A 23,413-nucleotide genomic window follows, 5' to 3' on the forward strand; every position below is an offset into this window, starting at 1 on the left:
TCTCCAGTTTGTCATTATAAAAAACGGCGCACCATCCCAAACTCCTCCGGTGCGCCATTTTCACAGCCCTCTTCAGATCACAGTTATTTCTTTTTAGTCGGTGAAATATGAATCGCAGAGTCCGTGACATTGAGTACGGCTTCATGAAGCGCTTCCGCCAGAGTTGGATGGGCGTGAATGGATTGTCCGATCGCATGGACATCCATATGCTGATCGATTGCCAGCGAAGCCTCGTGAATCAAATCCGAAGCGTGAGGTCCCATGATGTGCACGCCAAGAATTTTCAGTGTGGACGCATCCGCGATCACTTTGACAAAGCCGTCCGTTTCACCCATGGACAATGCTTTTCCGTTTGCGACGAAATTAAATTTTCCGGTTTTAATCTCGCAGCCTTTAGCCACTGCCTGCTCTTCCGTAAGACCTGCGTAGGCAATCTGAGGGTCAATAAAGATACAGTCCGGAACTGTGGATCCGTGCTTAGGCGCTTCACCCGTTACAATGGCTTCAACACAGGCAATGCCGTGATGGGACGCCACGTGAGCCAGCATGACGCCGCCCAGTACATCTCCAATAGCATAGATGTTTGGTACATTCGTCTGAAACTTGTTGTCTACCGGGATTCCGGTGCCGTCAAAAATGACGCCGGCAGCTTCGAGGTTGAGACCATCCACAAACGCTCTTCTGCCAACTGCCATCAAAATAACGTCTGCTTCAACCTCAATGGTCTCACCTTTTTTGTTAGTGGCAATCATTAAAAGCCCGGTCTCTGTCTTTTTAATCTCTTTGGCGCGCGCGCCGTCATGCAGCTTAAGTCCGCGCTTCTTCAGAATTGGCGGAAGTCGCTTGACAATATCCTTGTCAATGCGCTTCAGTAGGGTCGATGAAATGACCGTGACTTCAGAGCCAAAAGAATTGTAGATAGAAGCGAATTCCATGCCTATAACGCCGCTGCCCGCAACAACCATGCGCTTTGGAAGCTCTCTGAGCTCAAGCAATTGATCGCTGTCTATGACCCCAGGCAAGTCATTGCCCGGAACCGGCGGTGATGAAGGCACTGAGCCTGTGGCAATAATGATATGTTTGGCCTTGACCAGTTCTGTCGTACCGTCATGCAGTTTTACCTCAACGGCCTCGGCGCTCTTAAAGGCAGCGAAGCCTCTCATGATCAGTACGCCGTTGTCTTCCACGACTTTGTCCGTTCCTTTTACCAGCTGGTCAACAACACTGGCTTTACGGTCCATGACACGACCCATATCCATTTTGTAACCATCCACGGTAATGCCAAAGCTTTCTGCGTGGGCAAACTTATCCATGAGCTGAGCGTTGGCATAAAGGGCTTTGGTCGGAATACAGCCGCGGTTCAGACACGTGCCGCCAAGCCGGTCCGCTTCGACAAGCGCGACATCCATACCGAGTTGAGCCGCACGAATTGCAGCAACGTAGCCACCTGGGCCGCCGCCTATGATCAACAAATCTTTTTCCATGAGGTGCCTCCTTAATATTTCATTTGATTAAATACCATATGCTATAATAATATCAGAAAATTTTAATATTGCGAGCTGTCTGTACTTATGGATTATATACAAAGATAAAAAACTACCGCCAGAAAGGGGATGCATCATGAAAGAATTCGTTCCTGAAATACAGGGAAATTTGAGAAAGCATATAATAAAAGTCCCGGAAGCCATATACAAAGTCAGCGGGATCAAAATCTTTGGGAAACGCATTAAATCGCTTGTTTTCTCAACAGATGTGGCTATCATCAAAAATTGTAATGCGGATGCCGTGATCGCCGTCTATCCCTTCACACCTCAGCCCGTCATTACTCACGCCATCATTACGGCGTCAGATGTGCCTGTCTTCAGCGGTGTCGGCGGCGGTACAACAACGGGGAAGCGCGTCATAAATCTCGCCATGGATGCTGAATTTCAAGGGGCCATGGGCGTCGTCGTCAACGCACCAACCACAAATGAGATCATTAGAGCACTTCGAGATCGAATAGACATTCCCGTTGTCGTCACGGTAGTCTCCGAAAAAACAGACATTGAAGCCAGAATTAACGCCGGTGCCACCATCCTGAATGTGTCCGGCGCGTCGAAGACCGCTGAGATCGTCCGAATGATCCGTCAAAAGTATCCTGAGATGCCAATAATCGCAACAGGCGGACCGACTGAGGAAGATATTTTGAGAACCATCGAAGCCGGTGCGAACGCCATAACCTTTACACCGCCCAGCAACGGCGAAATTTTCAAAGAAATCATGATTAAATACAGAAATCAGGATGACATCTTTTAATGTCGCTGATACATAACATTGATTTCATTTCCCGCACAAACCAATAAAATACCACCCACTTAAAAAGGCACACCTCGCGGCGTGCCTTTTTCATGTGACATTGAGATTGTCCAGCCTGACCCCGCTCACCACGGGCATCTGGCGCCTCACTCTCTATGCGGCTTTTGCCTCATCAACGTCCGGCACTCTCATGAGTAATATGCCCCCAATGATAAACAGCAAAATGATGCTGAAAACGCCGTTGTTGGTACGCCCGGTCATTTGAGTCACAAAGCCGACGAGAAATGGTCCCATGATCGCGGCAAACTTACCAAAGATATTGTAGAAGCCAAAAAATTCATTGGCCTGTTCCTTTGGTACCAGCTTTCCAAAATAGGAACGGCTGAGTGCTTGAATCCCGCCCTGAGACGTTCCCACCATCATGGCCAGAATCCAGAAATCCAGGACTGAATCCAGGAAGTAGGCGTAAATACAAATCACAGTATATGTAATTATGCCAACAAACAGCATTCTTTTACAGCCGAACCGTTCTGCCAGCTTGCCATAGAGCAGCGCGAAGGGGAACGCCACAAATTGCGTCGCGAGTAGGATGACCAGCAGGTTCATGGCGTCTATACCCAGGTCCGAGCCGTAGGAGGTCGCCATTTTAATAATGGTATCCACGCCATCTATGTAGAAGAAGTAGGCAATCAGGAAGGTAAACAAGTTTTTGTGCGCTTTGATGTTGGAAAAGGTCTTCGCAATCCGCTTGAAGCTTCTCGAGACGGGTTTTGACTCAATGGGTATACCGTGGACCTGGCGGACATTTTTGATGAGCGGTATGGTAAACACGCCCCACCAAATCGCAGTGATGATGAAGGAAATTCTAAACGCTGCCCCAATGGACAATGGCAGCCAGCCCATCTGGGAACCTACAACTACCGCCATGCACAGGATGAAAGGGATCGTGCTTCCTATATAGCCCATTGCGAACCCCGTTGTTGAGACGCGGTCCATGCGTTCAGCCGGCGTGATATCCACCAAAAAGGCATCATAGAATACATTCGCCCCGGAGAAACCAATCGCCGTCAATATGTAGACCACCAACAGCCCCCACCAATAGGACTCGGGAATGAGCGACAAAAATGCCGTCGCTGCGATTCCAATCAGTACGAAAGTCACAAAAAATCGCTTTTTAAGCCCCATATAATCTGCAATTGTACCCAGCACCGGCGCCAGCATCGCCAAAAACAGCGTCGCAATTGAATTGGCGTAGCCCCAGTAAGCGGTTGACGTCGTCGCCGACCCCACATCTTCAAACACCATTTTGAAATAGAGCGGCATGATGGTGGATGTAATGGTCATACTATAGGCGCTGTTGGCCCAGTCATAAAGCGCCCAGCTTTTTTCTATCTTTGTCAGCTTCATCATAGGCGATCCCCTCTCTCTCAATTCCTTTCAACTCCAAATGACAGAATCAGCGGCGCACGGCAAATTTCTTATGTACTTGAGAATTCCAACAACTTACTCTGATTCAAGACACGAGAGCGGGCCTCTGACAGCACCTTCCAGTTCAACCCCAAGCCAGCCGGCAAATGTCGGCGCTTCATCCAACAGTGACATAGGCGTAGTAATTTCTCCCGCCTTTATTCCGTCTCCAGCCATGATCCAAACTGTGTTGTATTTTGGCTTCAGCGGTGAGAAGCCATGGGTATTCCAGTGATAGAAAGGCTCTCCCCTCACCGTCAGGTCAGTAATTTCCTCAACCGGATCTGCGGCTTCCAAGCGATCATTGAAATAATATCCTTTTGAAGCTTCCAGCATAAGATACGCGCCTGGATCTGCGCCAAACGCCATAATTTCTCTGTGGTGATAAATCGCCTCAATGGCCTCCTCTTCCCGGGCAAAATCTTCGACGATCTTTCTCACATGGGCTTTGACGTGCTCCAGCTCAGGACCTTTGACATAGAGATACGCTGAGCCATCCGCAGATTTCATCAGCGCCCTGTAATCCTTGAGGCGCCCTTTATGGTCCAGCTGAATCAATCCTCTTTCAATAAAAAGGGGATTCAGATTAACGACGCGCTCCACATCCAGGCTGCTGTGGTCCCCCAGTACGCAGATGCCATAGACTTCGGAATCCGGCTGGTTCTCAATCCAATCCAAAATATCTCCCAGCCTGCGGTCATGACGTTTCAATGCTTCAGCGGCCATTTTGGAATTGAATCCATAATCGTGACGCTGGGAGTCAAGATCCGTGTAGTGGACCAGAATCAGGTCAGGTCGTTTCTCTTCCAAAGTCGCCATGAGCGACTGATGGGTGAAATGGTCCAGCGCCGGCTGATCTGTGCCATGTCTGAGTTTCCCGAACCTTCGATTCATCTCGAACTGGTAACCGGGAGATCCGGACCTAAGAGAAACCAGAATCTGATTTTCCCAGGGACGGTTGGCCAGGACTTCAGGCATGTTGTAGTGAATTCCGGCTCCGGCTGTCACCGGCCAAAGCAAAGCCGCTGTCCTCATCCCCGCCCTGGCCGCCGCGTCGTAAATTGTATCTCCCATTAGGTAACGACGACTCCAAAACCAGTCCGGCGACGGTCTCCCCGGTTGAAAAAGCGTATTGTTCACAATGCCGTGATCTTTGGGCAGCCGCCCTGTCACAATTGTGGCGTGAGCGGGATAAGTCAGCGAAGGATAAATGCTTTCAACACTTTTATGCCATGCCGCTCTGTTAATCAGCCTGCCAAAGGCAGGCATAGCCGAAACAGTCTCAAAATCCTGATCAGCAAGCCCATCAAAAGATATCACAATCAAACGACGTCTATTCCACATTTCCGCACCTCCAGTCAACAGCCTTGGTTTCCCCTTGCATTGCAACAATTTTCTGCAATGTGATATAATTTTGATGCTTGAACTTTTAAAAGATTTTTTTTAGCCGATGGAAGGGGTGCCCACAATGGACAAAATTCAATACGAACGCGAGCTTTACGAACCCCTGCGTCAGCATCTCGACGACCTTGGCTTCGACGTCCGCTCCGAGGTCAGATCCTGCGATCTCGTCGCGAAAAAGAATGACTTAATCTACATAATTGAGATGAAGCGGCACCTTTCCTTTGATCTTCTCGCCCAGGCGGTGGAGCGCCAAAGTTATGCTGACGCTGTCTATGTGAGCATACCCAAGCCGAATAATTTCAAACAGGATAAAATATGGAAGTCTAAAATCAATGTCCTTAAGCAGCTTAACCTTGGACTTATTCTGGTCAGCAAAACAGGCAGCACTTACATGGTGGAAGAAGCACTGATCCCCGAATCCATCAAACCCAAACGTCAGTCCTCCAGGAAGAGAACCGCCCTGGAGAAGGAGTTCTCAAGCCGAAGCCTGGATCTCAACATTGCCGGGAGTACCGGTGTACCTCTGGTAACAGCCTATCGGGAAGCAGCTCTTTTTATAGCCTATTTGATCAGAAAAAATGGTCCTCAGTCTACCGCATCCCTTAAAACAAACGGGGCACACCCCAAAAAAACAACCAGCATTCTGAACTCAAATTACTACGGCTGGTTCTCCAAATCCAAAGACCGTATCTACGCTTTGACAGCTGAAGGAGAACATGCATTGAAATTGTACAAACCGCTGGCGGATGCCTTCGAAGCCTTAGAGGCTGCTTACATAGAGGATTCAACAGTTTAGAGACGCCCTGACTCACTTGACCTGCACGCGAAAAGACTGTCTGCAAAAATGGTATCAACTCATTTTTGCAGACAGCCTTTTAATTATCTTATGACCAATTTTGTTGACCGTCAGGGCCGAAATTCTTAGGCGGATAAAGTGTCCTGTACAACCTTGGCAAGGTTGGCAGAAAGATCTGAGACGCGCTCGAGATTGCTGACGATATCCAGGAAGATAATGCCGGATTCAGGATTACAATCGTTGTTGTTAAGACGATCAATGTGTCCTCTGCGGCAAATTTTCTCCAGCTTGTCGACCTCATTTTCAATGTCAAAAACCTGCTGAATGGTTTCACGGTTGCCAGTTACAATGGATTCCATAGCCTTTGAAAATGCCAAAGCCGATTTATCGTAAAGATCCTGAAGTTCCTTGCGGGAGTCATCAGAGAATGGCAATCCTTTTTCAAGGGCATCCACCACTAACTCAGCTATGTTGTCCGCATGGTCGCCAATACGTTCAATATCATTGATATTGTTGAACAATCCGTCGACTACCTTCCGGTCATAGTCGGACAGTTTTCTGTTGGATAGTTTCACAAGATACTCAGTAATTGCTTTTTCAAGCTTATTGATTTCCTTTTCTGTCACAAAGGTCTGTTTGACTTTGGCCAGATCGCGTTCAAAGAATCCGTCCATAGAAGAACTCAGAGCGCTGTATGACACGTTTGCCATGTGGAGCTGCTCACGAATTGTATTTCTAAGCGCGATAGAAGGCGTTTCCAAAATACGCTCATCCAGGTATTTGGTCACAGTTTCACGCTCTGCGGCACCGGTATCCGGAATGATTTTCATAGCGATTTTGATCAGGAACATAGCGAACGGAAATTGTACGATGACGTTGATCACGTTGAACATGGTATGCGCATTCGCAATTTGGCGTCCTACATCATCCGGATTAAGTTGAATGACGAAGTAGGCTATAGGTTTTGTCAGAACTAAGACAAAAATCAGCGTTCCTATGATGTTGAAAACCAGATGTATGATCGCAGCGCGTTTTGCGTTGCGGCTAGCTCCGACTGAAGAAATCAGCGCAGTGGTACATGTGCCTATGTTTTCACCATAAAGAATTGGCATTGCTGAAGCCAGCGGGATCAGCCCCTGTGACGCCAATGCGATCAGGATACCCATAGACGCTGATGAGCTTTGAACCATCAGTGTCAGCAGAAAACCTGCCAATACGCCAAGTGCGGGAACGGATCCAAAACTGACCATCATGTCAGCGAAAGCCTGAATTTCCCGCAGTGGCTTCAGCGCATCCTTGAGGGCTTCCATGCCTAAAAAGAGCAAACCGAATCCAATAAATATTTCAGCGATATTCTTCTTTTTGTCATCTTTTGCGAGAAACCAGACAAAGACCCCAATGCCGATTGCAAGCGGTGCCCAGTGTTCCAGATTAAGCGATACGAGCTGACCGGTAATCGTTGTGCCTATGTTGGCTCCCATTATGATGCCGACCGCCTGGGTCAGCTTCATGATCCCGGCATTGACAAAACCAACGACCATAACCGTAGTAAGACTTGAACTTTGAATGATTGCTGTAACAAACATGCCCACCATGACAGCTATGAATCTGTTTCTGGTCAAGAGCTCAATAATTTTTTCCATTTTCTTTCCGGCAACTTTTTGAAGCGCACTTCCCATCATACTCATGCCAAACAGGAATAGTCCAAGCCCTCCTAAAACGCCAACACCGATTGTAAATGCCATACTTCGCCTCCTGATTCAACTAATTGACACTGCTCCGTCTAAATTAATCTGAATAATCACTTGTTTATTAAGACACCGTGAAATTCTACCAGAAATGAAGTGCTTTAGTGTAAAATCTATGTTAAATTTTACTGGCAATTTGATCATACATAACACCAAATAGCAATTCAACACTAATTCGTTTGTAAAGTTACAAAAACTTCATTTAATGACGTCCTTGGACGTTTCATCTACCAATCTGTTGGGTATTTCTACAACAATATCATGATCATAATTATTTCAATTTGAAGGGGTGTTTTTATCAGGAAAAAGGCTAAATTTCCAAGCAATTCATCAACTTTTACTCAACATTGACATCTTTCAAGGTGAAGATCGGGTATAAGTGATGATTTTTTATTATGAAGGAGGGGCGATTCTATTGAAAATGCAGAAGAAAGAAATCGTCGCCATGATCCTGGCAGGCGGCCAGGGCTCTAGGCTAAGAGAAATTACAGACAAAATTGCCAAGCCGGCAGTACCTTTTGGCGGCAAATTTAGAATCATTGATTTTACGCTAAGTAACTGCTCCAATTCCGAAATTGATACCGTCGGTATTCTGACACAGTATCAGCCCCTTGAATTGAACTCGCATATAGGCATTGGGAGCTCATGGGACCTGGATCGGAATTTTGGCGGTGTCAAAATTCTACCGCCTTATTTCGACAAAGAAGGCGGCCGTTTTTACATGGGCACTGCAAATGCGATCTTTGAAAACATGAATTTTATTGACGCTTATAATCCTAATTATGTCCTGATTCTTTCAGGAGACCATATCTACAAGATGGATTATCAAAAAATGCTTGATACTCACAAGGAAAAGAATGCGGATTTAACTATTTCCGTTATCGAAGTGCCATGGGATGAGGCTTCACGATTTGGCCTGTTAAGCGCAGATGAAACCGACATGATCTATGAATTTCAGGAAAAGCCGGACGAGCCTAAATCCAATCTCGCTTCTATGGGAATTTACATCTTCAGCTGGCCGGTTCTCAGAGCTTGTCTGATTGAAGACCATTATTCAGAAGACAGCTCCTCCGACTTTGGTAAAGATATCATACCAAAAATGGTCGAGGGGCATCATAAGGTTTACGCCTATCGTTTCAGCGGCTACTGGAGGGACGTCGGTACCGTCGAGAGCCTGTGGGAATCCAACATGGATTTGTTGGGACTTGACAACGAACTTAACCTGCATGATAAGTCCTGGAGAAACTACTCCGTCAACCCGATCAGTCCACCTCAGTACATAAGCCCATTCGGCAGAGTTGAAGGCTCCATAGTGAATGAAGGCTGCGTCATTGAAGGACATGTCATCAAAAGCGTCATTTCCACAGACGTTCATGTCGGTCGGAATTCGGTTGTTCAAAATACTATCGTCATGCCTAATACAAATATCGAAGATGATGTTCAGATTGATTATGCCATCATACTCAGCGACATCACAGTGAAGAGCGGCACGGTTGTCAAGGGAACCAGAGACCATATCGCCGTCTATCCATCGGAAGGAGGCGAAAACCATGAATGATGTTATGGGCATCATCAACTTAAGCGAATCCGAGGAACAAATAAAAGACCTGACTTTGGGCCGATCACTCGGAGCGCTGCACATTTTTGGCCGCTATAGAATTATCGATTTCCAGCTCTCAAATATGGTGAACAGCGGATTGTCAAACGTGGCCATATTCACCTACGGCAAGTCTCATTCCATCATGCTTCATGTCGGCAGCGGCAAGCATTGGGGACTGGACCGCAAGCGGGACGGGCTTTACATTTTCTATCCGGAGGTCAATTCTGAGGATAACATCAGACGGCTTGGGGACCTTGAAAACTATAGAAACCATCTTGATTATCTTCAAAACTCAACCCAAAAGTACGTCCTTCTTTCCAGAAGTTATATGCTGTGCAACATCGATTATAAAGATGTGGTTCAACATCACAGAAATTCAGGATCTGATGTGACTATAGTCTACAAGACAATCGAAAAATCCTATGACCGCTTTCCGAACTGCGACACGCTGTCATTGGATGATCAGAACCGCGTCATAGGCATAGGAAAAAACCTCGGTAAGGAAGAACGTTATAACGTTTCTATGGAAATGTATGTCATGAAACGCGAACGTTTGATTAAGATTATCGAATCCGCTATTCAAAGAGGCGACGCTCGTTTTCTGAAGGAGGCAATCTTTCAGCGTCTGCCTGAGTTGAAAGTCAGCGCTTATCGTTTCAACGGCTATCTAAGCTGTATTCAGACTATCAACAACTACTTTGAGACCAACATGGAGCTCCTCAATACTCAGCTCTGCGAGGAACTTTTCAACAAGCATGGCCCAATTTACACCAAAGTCATGGACGCGCCTTCAACCTACTATTCTGAAGACAGCTACGTCTCCAACTCCCTGGTAGCGAATGGCTGTATCATAGAAGGAAAAGTAGAGAATTCAATCATCCACAGGGATGTGCGGATAAAAAAAGGTGCCGTCGTCCGCAACTCAATATTATTGCCATATGTCACCGTGAGCGAAGCCACTAATCTTAACTATGTCATCCTTGATAAACACGCCACGATTACGCCGCGAAAAATGCTCTTCGGCGATCAAAGCAATCCTTTCGTCATCAAGAAGAACATGGTCCTGTGATCCGGCATAAAGGAGGCTTATCCACTTGAAAATACTTTTTGTTAGCTCTGAAGCACTTCCGCTCAGCAAAACCGGAGGACTGGCAGATGTCGCGTTTTCCCTGCCAAAAGCTCTTGCAGAAGAGGATGTCGATATCAGAGTGATTACGCCTTACTACAGTACAATAGCCGCTGCGTTGGCAGAGCACGCTGATTTTCTGGGTTCCAAAACCATTCATATGAATTGGCGGAATCAATATATGGGCGTCCATGAAATCCACTTTGGCAAAGTCGTTTACTATCTGATAGACAATGAATATTATTTTAAGCGCGATCAGCTCTACGGCTATTTTGATGACGGCGAACGCTTTTCCTTTTTCTCAAAAGCGGTACTTGAAGCTATTGATATGACTCATTTCGAGCCGGATGTCATCCATTTGAATGACTGGCATACCGCAATAGTGCCCTATCTGCTCAAAACCCAATATGCCAAAGATCCCCGCTATGCACAAACAAAATCAGTTTTCACCATACACAATCTCAAATACCAGGGGGTTTTCGAACGCGGTTTCCTTGAAGATATGTTTGGGCCGGAGAGTGCTTTTCATGGAGATGGCCGCCTGGTTTTCGGCAGCGGCATCAACTACATGAAAGCCGGAATTCGCTTTGCGGATAAGATAACGACGGTCAGCGAAACCTATGCAGAAGAAATTCTGACACCTTATTTTGGCGAAAAACTGGAATGGGACCTCAACTACCGCCGTCATGATTTGGTTGGACTTACCAACGGCATCGATTATGACGATTACAATCCAAAAACGGATGCGAGACTATTTTTCAATTATGACCAAACCTCCCCTGAAGGCAAGCGCGCGAACAAGGCTAAGCTTCAATCCCTTTCAGGACTGACCGTAGATGAAAATGCACCGCTCATTGCCATAGTGTCCCGCCTTGTAGACTCAAAAGGCTTTGACCTGATAGAACGCGTCATGCCAGAGATGTTCGATCTCGGGGTTCAATTGATCGTCCTTGGTACAGGGGATTATCATTACGAAAATCTCTTTAAATACTATTCTCAGAGATTTCCTAATCGACTTAAAGTATATGTGGAATTCAACGCTACTTTGGCACAAAGAATCTATGCCGGCTCGGACCTCTTCCTTATGCCGTCAAGGTTTGAACCATGCGGCCTTGGACAACTGATTGCGCTGCGGTATGGCTCCATCCCAATTGTAAGGGAAACCGGCGGCCTCAAAGATACCGTCGTGCCTTATAACCGCTTTACCGGTGAAGGCACCGGTTTTACGTTCACAAATTACAACGCACACGAAATGTTGGATCAGATCCGAGATGCGGTTGAACTTTTCCAAACCAATCAGGAAAACTGGAATGCGCTTGTTCGTCAAGCCATGTCTGCTGATCACAGTTGGAAGCGTTCGGCACATCACTACTTGGAGATCTATCGCAACTTAGGAAAGTAAGGTGACTCTATGGAACTGAATGTCAACCAGTTTAAAAAAGACTATTTGCGCAGGCTGAAAGCAAAAAGCGGCCGACCCCTTGAAGAGAGCACTGTCTGGGATCAGTATCACGCACTTGGAAGTCTGATCAAAGAATATATGACAGATGACTGGGTTGGCACTTCCATTGCCTACAACAAATTGGACGCACGTCAGGTCTTCTATTTCTCCATGGAATTTTTGACAGGGAAACTGCTGTCAGACTATATGCATGCCATGGGTGTCTATGAAGTCGTTGAGGTGGGCTTGTCAGACCTGGGCCTTTCACTCAAGGAAATCAGCGAAGCAGAAAAAGATCAAGGCCTTGGAAACGGCGGCCTAGGAAGGCTTGCAGCATGCTTTATGGATTCCATGGCTTCAGTGGGGATCCCAGGTCATGGGATTGGCATACGTTTCAATTTTGGACTTTTCGAGCAAAAAATCATCAATGGCTATCAGGTGGAATTTCCTGACCGGTGGCTTGAAAATCGCAACGTATGGGAAGTGAAGATGCCTGACAAGGCAGTGGAAGTCCATTTTGGAGGTAAAGTCCGCCAGGATTATATCAACGGCCGCAACGTTTTCTTCCTTGAAAATACCGAAGTGGTTATGGCCGTCCCCTACGACACGCCAATACCGGGGTACCAAAACGGCATTGTCAATACGCTCAGACTCTACAGCGCTGAAGCAAAAACCCCTGACTTTGACCTGGCAGGATTCAGCCGCGGGGAATATAACCGTGTATTTTCTGAAAAATACGCCGTTGAAGCAATCTCGCAAGTCCTCTACCCTGATGATGCTTATGAAAACGGCCGGCTGCTGCGCTTAAAGCAAGAGTACTTCTTTGTCTCTGCAGGTCTTCAAGGCATAATGCGGTCTTACAAGCGAAGCGGTCTCCCTATCCGCGATTTTCATAAGTACAATGCCATCCACATCAATGATACGCACCCGGCTCTCGCCATTCCGGAACTTATGAGATTATTGATGGACATTGAAGAGCTCCAGTGGGATGAAGCCTGGAAGATCACAACACAAACCATAAGCTATACCAATCACACTTTGCTTCACGAAGCCATGGAAAAATGGTCAATAGATGTCGTGCGCACTTTATTGCCGAGAATCCTGATGATCATTGAGGAAATCGACCGGCGCTTCAGACTTGAAACAGAGCGTCTGTACAGTCAGGTCGATCCCCAGCGATCCTCACAAATGGCTATCATAGGTAATGGACAAGTCAGGATGGCCCATCTCTGCATTGTCGGAAGCCATAGCGTCAACGGTGTCGCCAAACTGCACTCAGAGCTGCTGGCAAATAGAGAATTAAAGCCTTTTAATGAGTTTTTCACCGGAAAATTCAACAACAAGACTAATGGAATCACACATAGACGCTGGCTGCTGCACGCCAATCCGCGACTATCGGCACACATCACTGATGCTATAGGTGACGAATGGATCAAAGAGCCCGAGTCCCTGGGGCGTCTGATGAAGTACCAATCTGATCCAGTTTTTTTGGAAAAACTCATGAAGATTAAGCGAGCCAACAAGGTCGATTTTTCGAATTATCTGCATAAATCAAGCGGCGTCACTATTGACCCTGACAGTATTTTTGATATACAGATCAAGAGACTTCACGAGTACAAGCGGCAGACGCTCAACATTCTGCATGTCATGAGTCTTTACCTCAGATTAAAAGAGGATCCTGATCTGGATCTGATTCCAAGGACCTTTTTGTTCGGAGCAAAAGCCGCACCGGGCTATCAGACAGCCAAACAAACTATCAAACTGATTAATGCCGTAGGCGACCTGGTGAACTCTGATAAGGATGTCAACGAAAAACTGAAAGTCGTTTTTGTTGAAAACTATGGCGTCACTGTTGCTGAAAACATCATTCCAAGCGCGGATATCAGCGAACAAATCTCCACTGCCAGCAAAGAAGCCTCAGGTACCGGCAACATGAAGCTGATGATGAATGGTGCTGTAACTGTCGCGACCCTTGATGGCGCGAATGTTGAGATTCTAGAAGCTGTCGGAAAGGACAATATTTTTCTGTTTGGTTTAACGGCAGAAGAAGTCTACCGCTATTATGAGGATCAATCCTACAACGCCTATGAAATTTATCAAAGCAATCCGCTCCTCAAGAGATCTGTCGATATGATGACAGACGGGACTTTAAACGTTTCACCTGAGGAATTCTATTTGATACGCTCCGCACTCCTGGATCACAACGATGCGTTTTTTGTGCTCAAGGACTTCGAAAGTTACGCCAACATTCAAAAGAAAGCGTGTGAAGCCTATCGCGATGCCAAGAGGTGGTCCGCCATGTCGTTGGTAAACATCGCGAAATCAGGAGTTTTTTCCAGCGACCGCACGATCAGAGATTATAATCGCGAGATCTGGAAAGCACAAGTTTTCGAAACTTTGAAGGGGTCGCAATGAACTCGGTATTCAATCCTGAATTTGAAGCGCTTGCGGAGCGCGCTGCCAAACGAAATAATTTTGGCGCTGTCGTAAATGATGGTAATTCGGCCACTTCTTTTGTACTCTGGGCGCCCGCTGCGGCAAAAGTTGAGCTTGCCCTATATGAGACCAGCAGCACACTCCATCGGGAAACTCATGTGATGCAGCGTGAAAGTGATGGCAGTTACGTCCTGGAAGTCAAAAAAAATCTAACCGGTTTCTATTATACCTATCTCCTCCAGTACGCGAATGATGATAGGCGGTACGAAATCATCGATCCTTGGGCGAAAGCCTCAGGACCCAACTCTAAACGCGGATTGATTCTGGAACCTGGACGCTTCGATCCTCCAGGCTTCCGGACAGCCCCATTGCTCCCACCAGTGGATTATGGCAGAACTGTCATATATGAACTCAGCATCAGGGACTTTACCTCCCATCCGACCTCAGGGGCCACTCACCCTGGCTTGTATTTGGGATTGACAGAATCCGGAACTTCCTGCGACGGTTTGTCCACCGGCATCGATCATCTGTCAGAGATGGGTGTGACACACGTCCAGCTAATGCCGGTCCAAGATTTTATCACCACAAATGAGCTCACTCGCGATCCTTACAATTGGGGTTACGATACCGTGCTGTTTGATGTACCGGAGGGCTCCTACTCCGGTTATCCTCAAAACGGAAAACGCATTTTGGAACTCAAATCCGCTATCCATGCCCTGCATCAAAAGGGCATGCGCGTTGTCCTGGACGTGGTCTACAATCATACCTATGAATTTAGGTTCTCGTCCTATCAACGCATGGCACCAAATTACTTTTACAGAGTATCTGATCATGGCTTTTCCAATGGATCAGGATGCGGAAATGAAATGGCTACAGAACGGGTCATGGTGAGAAAACGCATCATGGACTCACTTCACTATTGGCTGGAAGAGTATCGCATTGATGGCTTTCGATTTGACCTCATGGGACTTTTTGATAACACCATGGTTCAAAGCATCTCAAAGGAGCTTTTGAGCAAACGGCCCGATCTGCTTGTTTATGGCGAACCCTGGACTGCTGCAGGCACCATATTACCTGATGACCAGAGGTTTGGCAAGGGACGTCAGCGGGGACTTGGTATTGCAATATTTGAGGATGACTTTAAAAATCGCCTTCTCGGATCACCAAATGGCGATTCGAAAGGCTACATCCAGAATCAAACGGCAAATCCAGGTCCGTCCCTGATGCACGACCTTTTATCAGGCATCTGTGCCAGCGTGGCATGCGCGCATCATCCCGGCAAGTTGGCAGACTCGCCATCGGAAATCATTCACTACCTGGTGACCCATGATAATTTAATTTTGCGCGACAAGCTTGAATACTCTCTGCCAGATTCTGATGAAGCGGAGCGCCTGAATTTGACCTGTCTTGCCTTTAATATCCTGATGTCTTCTTTTGGCATTCCCTTGATTCATAGCGGCACTGAGTTCAACAGAACAAAATTCAGAAATGACAACAGCTATAATGCAGGCGACGCTGTCAATTCTGTTTGTTGGACAAACAAATCCCAGTATCGGCTTCTGAATGAACATGTTAAAAGTCTGATTACATTCCGGCTTGAGTCCGGATTGTTTTCAATGAAGCCTGACGAGATCCGGAGAAACATGGAACCCATTGATGCCGGCTGTCTAGCCTATAGGATCAAACGCGGCAAGGAGCACTACGACTTCTATCACAATCCCGGGGATGTCCACTTGGTTTTACAAAATTTGAATCGAAAATCATTCACAATTATTCTCGACGGATTGAAATGGTATCCTGATGCAGAGCTGCCCATCAAGGTCCCTGCAAAAGGCACACTGATCTTAAAATATAATAATATTTAATTTGGTAACAATCGGTACTGTTATTTTGAAGTGTCCTGGGTTATAATTCAATTACAAACCCAACCAATACACTCGGATTTAAACCCGATCATTATTAAAGGAGGCACTTCAAAATGGAAATTACAAAAGATATGACGATTGGTGATGTTGTTAAGAAATACCCTGCGACGGTCAGCGCTTTAATGAGTTACGGCATGGGCTGCATTGGCTGTCCTTCTGCTCAGGCTGAATCCCTCGAAGACGCTGCCCGAGTTCATGGCATTGAAGTTTCTAAACTCGTCGACTCCCTCAACAGCAGCATCAAGTAGTCTAACTATCGATTAATTTTCTTACAGAAGGAAGAACGTCCGGCAGGCAAAAGTCGCTGGTGCGTTCTTCCCTTTTTTTATGTCGATTTGCAGCTGCCAACCTGTTTTATCACGTGGTACACAGATGATCGAAAGCATGATAAAATGAAGTGATCTGACATTTCAGGAGGTGCCCATGAAATCTTCAAAACACCTTCACATTATGATTGCTGTTATTACCGTACTATTTGGAGAAATCTACCTGCGGCCTTTTTATACAGATTTTCGCTTTTCTCTCGGCGTTTGCGCCTATGGCATCTTGCTGCTTCTTTATGACAGCAGCTTAAAAACCGTTGCCGTTACAGGTCTCTCCATTCTTATATTCAGAATATGGCTGGCACTGAATTTATCACTGCCCTTTGACCTTGCACTCTTCACACACTTGCCAGGGGCATTTTACTATGTCTGCTATGGTTCCATCCTCTTGTTCTCGAAAGTCAGATATCGATTAAACCACCCTTTGCTGGCGCTCATGGTGCTCTTGTCTACTGATGTGCTGAGCAATATACTTGAACTTTTGATCAGAGGCCAGTTTCACGATTTGTTCTCTTCGTTCAAATTACAAGCCCTTTTGTTAACAGCCATCATCAGAAGCATTTTAATTCTCGCTGTCTACCTGCTTGCAAGGTTTTATCCCACCATGTTTCAAAAGGAAGAAGAAAAGAAAAAGATCTCCAGCTGGATTCTTTCTCAATCAAAACTTTACGCTGAAATCATGTTCCTGAAAAAGTCTGAAGGCGACGTTGAGAAAGCCATGACTAAAGCGCACGGTTTATATACCTACATACAAAAGAACAAAGCCGCACTCCCTGCTGAATGGGATATGCCTCGAAAAGTGCTGTCCATAACACGGGATATTCACGAAATTAAAAAAGACTTCAGAAGGATCAATGAAGCCCTGAGGGACCTTATTCCGGATAGTCTGCCCGAATCGGTTCCCACACCCATTGAGCTTACTCATTTTCTGTGTGATGATATCGAAGTCTGGGCACAATCAAACGGTAAACACATCAAAATAGACCGTAAACTAAGTCCAACAATTCCGGACCGTCATTTATATGATTATTTAAGTTTATTGAATAATCTTTTGACTAACGCGGTTGACGCCATTGACCAAGCAGGTGAAATTATTCTTGAGGTCTTAGTCGCAACCGGACACTGTCAAATTTCTGTAAAAGATACCGGCTGCGGCATACCGGAAGAAGATTTGAAATTGATTTTCGAACCAGGCTATTCTACACATTATGATCCTGGCACCGGCCAGATGTCGACAGGCATTGGACTCGCACAAGTCCAGTATTTGGTGAAACATGTCCTCAAGGGGCATATCAAAATTGAATCCAAAGTCGGCAGCGGCACATTGATTCAAATAGCTTATCCAATTCCTTTACATGATCAATAAGGTACGCTTTGACAGGGGGAATCGAATTAATGGCTTGCAGTTTCTACATTGTGGATGATGATCGTTCGGTAAGAAAAATTTTATCTCAAATAATCAGTACGCATTTCAATGATTCTGAAATTTTCCAAAGTGACGATCCCTGGTTTGCTGTCCAGGATATTTTAAGGCACAATCCGGAAATTGTCGTTCTCGACCTTTTGATGGAGGGTATGGACGGCATTGAAGTCTCAGAGGCGCTGATAAAAAATAACTTTCAGGGGCAAATCGTCATGCTGTCCGAGGTTGGCGCCAAAGAAATCATCGCTCAAGCCTACAAATCAGGCGTTGACCATTATATCAACAAGCCTATTAACGTCACTGAAGTTGTCACCGTCCTGTCAAGAACTCTAGAAATGCACCAGCTTAAGCACTACGTAAGGCTTGTCGGCACACCGGCCACCTCAAAAAATGTAACTGCTGCGGAAAACGGAACCTGCCAAAAGCGCTCAAAACTTCAGAATATCTTAAAAGAGGTTGGCATTTTGGGAGAGTCAGGCTGCGACGAACTGCTCTTTGCTTTGCCGCAAATAAGAAGCGATCTTCCATTAGGTCAATTTTACCAATGGCTCAAAGACCACTACCCGTCCTACGCAGAGGACACAATAAGCCTGAAAGGGATCGAACAGAGACTAAGACGTTTGGTACAGCTTGCCATGGAAAACATAGCCAATATAGGTGTGGAAGACTTCTCAAACTATAAATTTGAAAGATATTCCACAACCCTTTTCAGCTTTAAGGCTATTCGCCAAGAAATGGAATACGCCAGAGGCAATAGTCCATCCAGGGGAAAAGTTGATGTTAAGCGATTTGTAGAAGGCATTTCAGCTTTAATAGAATAATCAGAACTTTTATTTAATTGAATATTTTTTTGTATGATCCTGTAGGATTCTGTAGGCCTCCCTTTATAATTGAACTATCTTCAAGGAAGGTTTTACCACTGGATTTAGTACGCGAAAGTGAATTGGCTGATCTGACGAAAGTTTGAATGCTGTCCAAAATGCGCTTTCGCGTTTATTTTTGTAAGATGTTCTCATTTTTTTGGTATAATATCCTTATAGATAGAATATTCAAACATTAAGGAGGGGGATTTGAAAAGAAAGAGAAAGTTTGCTGAACTTCAGTCAACTATTTTAGGAGGGATTGTATTGTCAAAAAAAATGTGGTCTGTATTACTCGTCGTCGTTATGATTCTCTCACTTGGTCTCACTGCCTGCGCACCTAAAGCAGAGGAGCCTGCAGCAGGCGGCGAAACGCCAGCCGCTGAAACACCAGCTGAAAAAGTCTACATTTCAATTGCAACCGGCGGTACCGCAGGTACATACTATCCTCTTGGCGGCGCTATTGCAAAAATCTTCAATGAAAACGTCCCTGGCGTAACCGCTAACGCTCAAGCTACAGGCGCATCTGTTGAAAACGTAGGTCTCGTATCAAAGGGTGAAGCTGAAATCGCCTTCGTCCAAAACGACGTCACTTTCTATGCTTACAACGGAACTGAGATTTTTGCAGACAAAGAAAAAATCACCAACATCCGCGGAATGGCAATGCTTTATCCTGAAGTTGTACAAATTATCGCAACCAAAGACAGCGGTATTGCTTCAGTGGATGACCTCAAGGGTAAGAAAGTTGCAGTCGGCGCTCCAGGTTCCGGCGCAGAAGCGAATGCGCGTCAGATTCTCGAAGCTCACGGCATTAAGTATGAAGATCTTGCCAAAGCTGACTTCCTGTCCTTCAACGAAGCGGCTGACCAGATTAAGAACAAACAAATCGACGCAGCCTTCATCACTGCAGGCCTTCCAACTTCTGCAATCAGCGAAGTTGCACAAACAGCTGATATCGTCATAGTTCCTATTGACTCAGCAAAAATTACTGAAATGATCGCAGCTTATCCTTTCTATACAGAAGTTGTCGTTCCAGGCGGCACTTACAAAGGTAGTGATGCGGATGTTACGACTGCCGCTGTTATGGCAATGTTAATCGTCAGCGAAGATATGGATGAGACGCTCGCATACAACCTTACCAAATCAATGTTTGAACAACGCCAAGTGATCATCGACACTCACCAGAGAGGCAACGACATCAAGCTAGAAACTGCTCTCGCCGGTATGCCTATCGATCTTCACCCAGGTGCTCAGAAGTACTATGACGAAATGGGTATTAAATAAAAGTGTTTGATCAAACGAGGTATTGGGTGCAAAGATTCCCAATACCTCGCTCTTTAAACCAAAACGGCTTTATAAATCGAGTCTTTCTCATCCGTTCTGCTTTTTTTTTAATTTTACTGCTTTTATTATTGTCGCTTTGGCCACAACTTTGGCTATTGGCAAGAGACGACCGCTCAGGCACCCAACTGGGAATGTGGCGTCTTAAACCGAATGAAACTTTCGATATTATCTATACACATTCAGTTCAACTATCACCAGTGACAGAGCGTTACCATATTGACAAGGCTGGAGATGTGATTCTGGACGAAACTCTGTTTTCAACTTACGGTGCCGGCCTTCCCGCAACGACACCCTATGACTTTGAAATAACAGAGGACAGTTTCAGGATTTTTAATATCCAGTTGAAAATGGATCATCTTGTTTACAGAACAGGCGCAGTTAGGGCTAATCACAGGCTATTGATCAGAGATCAGGATATCCCTTTTGTCACGTTTTCAAGTCCCGGTCAAGCGGTTGAGTTTATTTCCATACGCGCGCCTCTGCTTTACTATGTCATCAAGGAGGTTATAAAATGACAGACGACAAGCAGTTACATCCAGATCAGGATCCACAATCACCCCAAACACCAACCCCTGAATTTAACCCCGACCACGAACCTTTGGATGCTGAGGTCCTTCTTGATAAATTTGACAAGGATACGAGTAAACTCAGGAAGCTGACCGGAATAGTATCAAAATTGGTCACTATAATTGCCATAGGCATGTCACTTTTCCATCTTTATACCGCAGGATTTGGCACGCTGTTATCCGTCCGTCAGCGCTCCCTGCACTTAATTCTCGCCTTTACACTTGGATTCCTTTTATATCCTGCAGGTAAAAAAAGCAGCAAAACCAAGGCCTCTATTCTCGATTTCGGCTTCGCTGCCATAGCCATTGTCGTCTTTGGTTACTTGTTTGTCTTTGTCGATCAAATAGCGCGCAAAGGCGGCGACATATCTCAGGTCGATATTGTATTGGGTGCCCTGGCGATTCTGCTGACCCTTGAAGTTACCAGACGTGTTGTAGGTCCGGAACTGCCAATCGTCGCAATCCTCTTTCTCTCTTATGCAAAATTCGGTCCTTATCTGCCCGGCGTACTCGCTCACCGGGGTTTTAGTTTTGAACGGATCATCAGCCACATGTATTTGACTACCGAAGGTCTGCTGGGTATACCTACAGGCGTTTCAGCGACTTTTGTCTTTATGTTTATCTTGTTTGGCGCCTTTCTCGATAAGACCGGCGTTGGCAAATTCTTCATCGATTTGGCTTACGGATTGACAGGCCATTTAAAAAGCGGTCCTGCAATGACTGCTGTAGTTGCCAGCGGTTTTATGGGATCCATTTCCGGCAGTTCTGTTGCCAATACAGTTACAACAGGCGCATTTACCATTCCACTTATGAAGCGCGTTGGTTACAAACCTTACTTTGCCGGCGCTGTTGAAGCCGCGGCTTCAACGGGCGGTCAGATTATGCCGCCGGTTATGGGCGCAGCAGCCTTCATCATGGCTGAGTTTACCGGAATTCCATACATAAAAATTATCGCAGCTGCTGCCATTCCCGCAGTCCTTTATTACTTCGCTGTAGGGACCATGGTTCACCTTGAAGCAAGCAAACTCGGTCTCAAAGGACTTCCTAAGAGCCAGCTTCCTAGCGTCAAGAAGATCATGCTGAGCCAGGGTTATTTGCTCGTGCCGCTCTTTGTTATCATAGCTTTTCTGATTATGGGCTTCACGCCTTTGATTTCAGCATTCTATGCCATCGGCATCAGTGTCTTAATGGCAGTCGCAGTCACATTGATCAAGAGGGATCAATCGTTTACCGTTAAGTTGTTTTTCTCCGCGCTGGAAAGCGGCGCCAAAGGCGCCTTGGGCGTTGCCTGCGCCTGCGCCTGCGCTGGTATGATTGTAGGTGTGGTTACCCTGACCGGTCTTGGACTACGCATCGCAGAGCTCATTGTAACACTTGCTCAAGGCATGCTTCTGCCAACGCTGTTCTTTACCATGATCGCTTCTATCATCCTTGGCATGGGCCTTCCTACAACTGCCAAATACATTGTCCTCGCAACCATGGCTGTACCTGCGCTCATTAAGCTGGAAGTCAATTTGATGGCTGCGCATCTCTTTATCCTTTACTTTGGCGTCGTCGCAGACATCACACCTCCGGTCGCTCTGGCCGCTTACGCAGGCGCAGGAATAGCTGGCGCCAATTCCATGAAAACCGGATTCCAGGCCGTCAAATTAGCCTCCGCGGCCTTCATTGTCCCTTATATTTTTGCCATTGATTCAAGACTGATTCTCGTCAAAGAGGTCATAGGGGACCAAGTCGTATTTTTACCATTCTATACGGCCATTCCTGTTATTCTCACAGCCATGCTGGGCATAGTATGTCTTGGTGGCGCAGTTGAAAACTTCTTAATTGTTAAATGTAAAATTTACGAGCGGATCATGTTGCTCGCAGGCGCACTTGGTCTCCTGGTTCCAGGTCTGACTTCAGATGCCTTTGGTCTTGCAGTCCTCGTTGTCGTTGTCATATTACAGCGTGCGAGAGCGAAAAAAGAGAAAGTCGCAACTGCTTAAGTTCTGCCAGACTGACATTATGGTTGTATGCGCGGGATCAACCCGCGGCCAGCCATGAAATTTAGTTGTAAAGCTTCTTCTAAAAAAGGACAGAGCCATTTTTGATGGCTCTGTCCTTTTTGATTAGCAGTCTATACCTTCTCGCGAAAGCACACCTTGTCTGTAGTAATGTTTAACCTCTTGAATTTCACTGACCAGGTCAGCTGCATCAATTAATAATTCCGAAGCGTAACGGCCTGTCAGGACAACCTCGACGTGCTCAGCTTTCACTTTCAGTGCACCCAACACTTCATCATCTGTCAGAAGTTTAAAGTAAACCGCTATCGTAATTTCATCCAAAATCACGACATCAATATCCCCGCTCTTCATCATAGCTTTGCATTTTTCAAGTCCGTTCTTTGCCCGCTGAACATCTTCTTCATCCGGATTTCGATCTATATAGCAAGTTGTCCCGAACTGCTCGATTTCAATCCCGGGAATATATGCTGAGCATTTTGTTTCACTGTAGGCCATACCTTTGACGAATTGCCCAATGTAGACTTTCTTTCCAGACATAGCCGCACGGACAGCAAGTCCAAAAGCAGCCGTTGTTTTACCTTTGCCATTGCCTGTGTAAATGTGAATATAACCCTTTCCAGTCTCCAATATGCTCATCCCTTCCGGATTCAGAT

Annotated in this window: 18 protein-coding genes; 13 read left to right on the forward strand and 5 right to left on the reverse strand. The window is 46.0% G+C overall.

Going from position 1 to position 23,413, the window contains the following annotated elements; all coding sequences use genetic code 11:
* Positions 1-83 precede the first annotated feature (83 nt).
* Positions 84-1,484, reverse strand: a complete 1,401-nt coding sequence (gene lpdA, locus OEL90_RS10435; RefSeq protein WP_291401785.1) for a dihydrolipoyl dehydrogenase — start codon at positions 1,482-1,484, stop codon at positions 84-86.
* A gap of 136 nt (positions 1,485-1,620) precedes the next feature.
* Between lpdA and OEL90_RS10440 the strand changes: the two genes are divergently transcribed.
* Complete coding sequence (locus tag OEL90_RS10440) at positions 1,621-2,295, forward strand: hydrolase (RefSeq protein WP_291401783.1); 675 nt, start codon at positions 1,621-1,623, stop codon at positions 2,293-2,295.
* A gap of 153 nt (positions 2,296-2,448) precedes the next feature.
* On the opposite strand, the gene OEL90_RS10445 is transcribed toward OEL90_RS10440, so the two are convergent.
* Together OEL90_RS10445 and OEL90_RS10450 are read right to left on the reverse strand one after the other, a co-directional pair.
* Positions 2,449-3,705 carry an MFS transporter gene (locus tag OEL90_RS10445; RefSeq protein ID WP_291401781.1) on the reverse strand — a complete coding sequence of 419 codons (1,257 nt, stop codon included), beginning with the start codon at positions 3,703-3,705 and terminating at the stop codon, positions 2,449-2,451.
* Positions 3,706-3,798: 93 nt separating this feature from the next.
* Complete coding sequence (locus OEL90_RS10450) at positions 3,799-5,106, reverse strand: ectonucleotide pyrophosphatase/phosphodiesterase (RefSeq protein WP_291401779.1); 1,308 nt, start codon at positions 5,104-5,106, stop codon at positions 3,799-3,801.
* Positions 5,107-5,230: 124 nt separating this feature from the next.
* On the opposite strand from OEL90_RS10450, the gene OEL90_RS10455 reads away from it, so the two are divergent.
* Complete coding sequence (locus OEL90_RS10455; protein WP_291401777.1) at positions 5,231-5,962, forward strand: DUF2161 family putative PD-(D/E)XK-type phosphodiesterase; 732 nt, start codon at positions 5,231-5,233, stop codon at positions 5,960-5,962.
* Positions 5,963-6,087: 125 nt separating this feature from the next.
* On the opposite strand, the gene OEL90_RS10460 is transcribed toward OEL90_RS10455, so the two are convergent.
* A complete protein-coding gene (locus OEL90_RS10460) occupies positions 6,088-7,707 on the reverse strand; it encodes a Na/Pi cotransporter family protein (protein ID WP_291401775.1) in 1,620 nt (539 codons plus the stop codon).
* A gap of 424 nt (positions 7,708-8,131) precedes the next feature.
* On the opposite strand from OEL90_RS10460, the gene OEL90_RS10465 reads away from it, so the two are divergent.
* The 11 genes from OEL90_RS10465 (at position 8,132) to OEL90_RS10515 (ending at position 22,742) form a co-directional block, all read left to right on the forward strand.
* Positions 8,132-9,268 (forward strand): glucose-1-phosphate adenylyltransferase, encoded by a 1,137-nt coding sequence (locus tag OEL90_RS10465; RefSeq protein ID WP_291401900.1) that lies wholly within the window; start codon positions 8,132-8,134, stop codon positions 9,266-9,268.
* The gene (gene glgD / locus OEL90_RS10470) at positions 9,261-10,379 is read left to right on the forward strand and encodes a glucose-1-phosphate adenylyltransferase subunit GlgD (RefSeq protein ID WP_291401773.1); all 1,119 of its coding nucleotides are present in this window, start codon (positions 9,261-9,263) and stop codon (positions 10,377-10,379) included. Before OEL90_RS10465 ends, glgD begins: the two co-directional genes overlap by 8 nt.
* A 25-nt stretch (positions 10,380-10,404) precedes the next feature.
* A complete protein-coding gene (glgA, locus tag OEL90_RS10475; RefSeq protein ID WP_300688414.1) occupies positions 10,405-11,838 on the forward strand; it encodes a glycogen synthase GlgA in 1,434 nt (477 codons plus the stop codon).
* A 9-nt stretch (positions 11,839-11,847) separates the two neighbouring features.
* Positions 11,848-14,292, forward strand: a complete 2,445-nt coding sequence (locus OEL90_RS10480; RefSeq protein WP_291401769.1) for a glycogen/starch/alpha-glucan phosphorylase — start codon at positions 11,848-11,850, stop codon at positions 14,290-14,292.
* A complete protein-coding gene (gene pulA, locus OEL90_RS10485; RefSeq protein WP_291401767.1) occupies positions 14,289-16,178 on the forward strand; it encodes a type I pullulanase in 1,890 nt (629 codons plus the stop codon). The genes OEL90_RS10480 and pulA overlap by 4 nt, the downstream gene beginning before the upstream one ends.
* Before the next feature lie 113 nt (positions 16,179-16,291).
* Positions 16,292-16,486 (forward strand): DUF1858 domain-containing protein, encoded by a 195-nt coding sequence (locus OEL90_RS10490; protein ID WP_291401764.1) that lies wholly within the window; start codon positions 16,292-16,294, stop codon positions 16,484-16,486.
* A gap of 175 nt (positions 16,487-16,661) precedes the next feature.
* Positions 16,662-17,927 (forward strand): ATP-binding protein, encoded by a 1,266-nt coding sequence (locus tag OEL90_RS10495; RefSeq protein WP_300688417.1) that lies wholly within the window; start codon positions 16,662-16,664, stop codon positions 17,925-17,927.
* Positions 17,928-17,956: 29 nt separating this feature from the next.
* Positions 17,957-18,805 (forward strand): DNA-binding domain-containing protein, encoded by an 849-nt coding sequence (locus OEL90_RS10500; RefSeq protein WP_291401760.1) that lies wholly within the window; start codon positions 17,957-17,959, stop codon positions 18,803-18,805.
* Positions 18,806-19,111: 306 nt separating this feature from the next.
* Positions 19,112-20,128: a TAXI family TRAP transporter solute-binding subunit gene (locus OEL90_RS10505; RefSeq protein ID WP_291401758.1), complete on the forward strand. Its 1,017-nt coding sequence runs from the start codon at positions 19,112-19,114 to the stop codon at positions 20,126-20,128.
* A 2-nt stretch (positions 20,129-20,130) separates the two neighbouring features.
* Positions 20,131-20,703 (forward strand): DUF1850 domain-containing protein, encoded by a 573-nt coding sequence (locus tag OEL90_RS10510; RefSeq protein ID WP_300688419.1) that lies wholly within the window; start codon positions 20,131-20,133, stop codon positions 20,701-20,703.
* Complete coding sequence (locus OEL90_RS10515) at positions 20,700-22,742, forward strand: TRAP transporter permease (protein WP_291401754.1); 2,043 nt, start codon at positions 20,700-20,702, stop codon at positions 22,740-22,742. The genes OEL90_RS10510 and OEL90_RS10515 overlap by 4 nt, the downstream gene beginning before the upstream one ends.
* A gap of 123 nt (positions 22,743-22,865) precedes the next feature.
* Here the strand turns inward: OEL90_RS10515 and OEL90_RS10520 are convergent, their stop codons facing one another.
* Positions 22,866-23,387: a cob(I)yrinic acid a,c-diamide adenosyltransferase gene (locus OEL90_RS10520; protein WP_291401752.1), complete on the reverse strand. Its 522-nt coding sequence runs from the start codon at positions 23,385-23,387 to the stop codon at positions 22,866-22,868.
* Positions 23,388-23,413 lie beyond the last annotated feature (26 nt).

The organism is Acidaminobacter sp. (genome assembly GCF_030247605.1).
GTDB lineage: Bacteria > Bacillota > Clostridia > Peptostreptococcales > Acidaminobacteraceae > Acidaminobacter.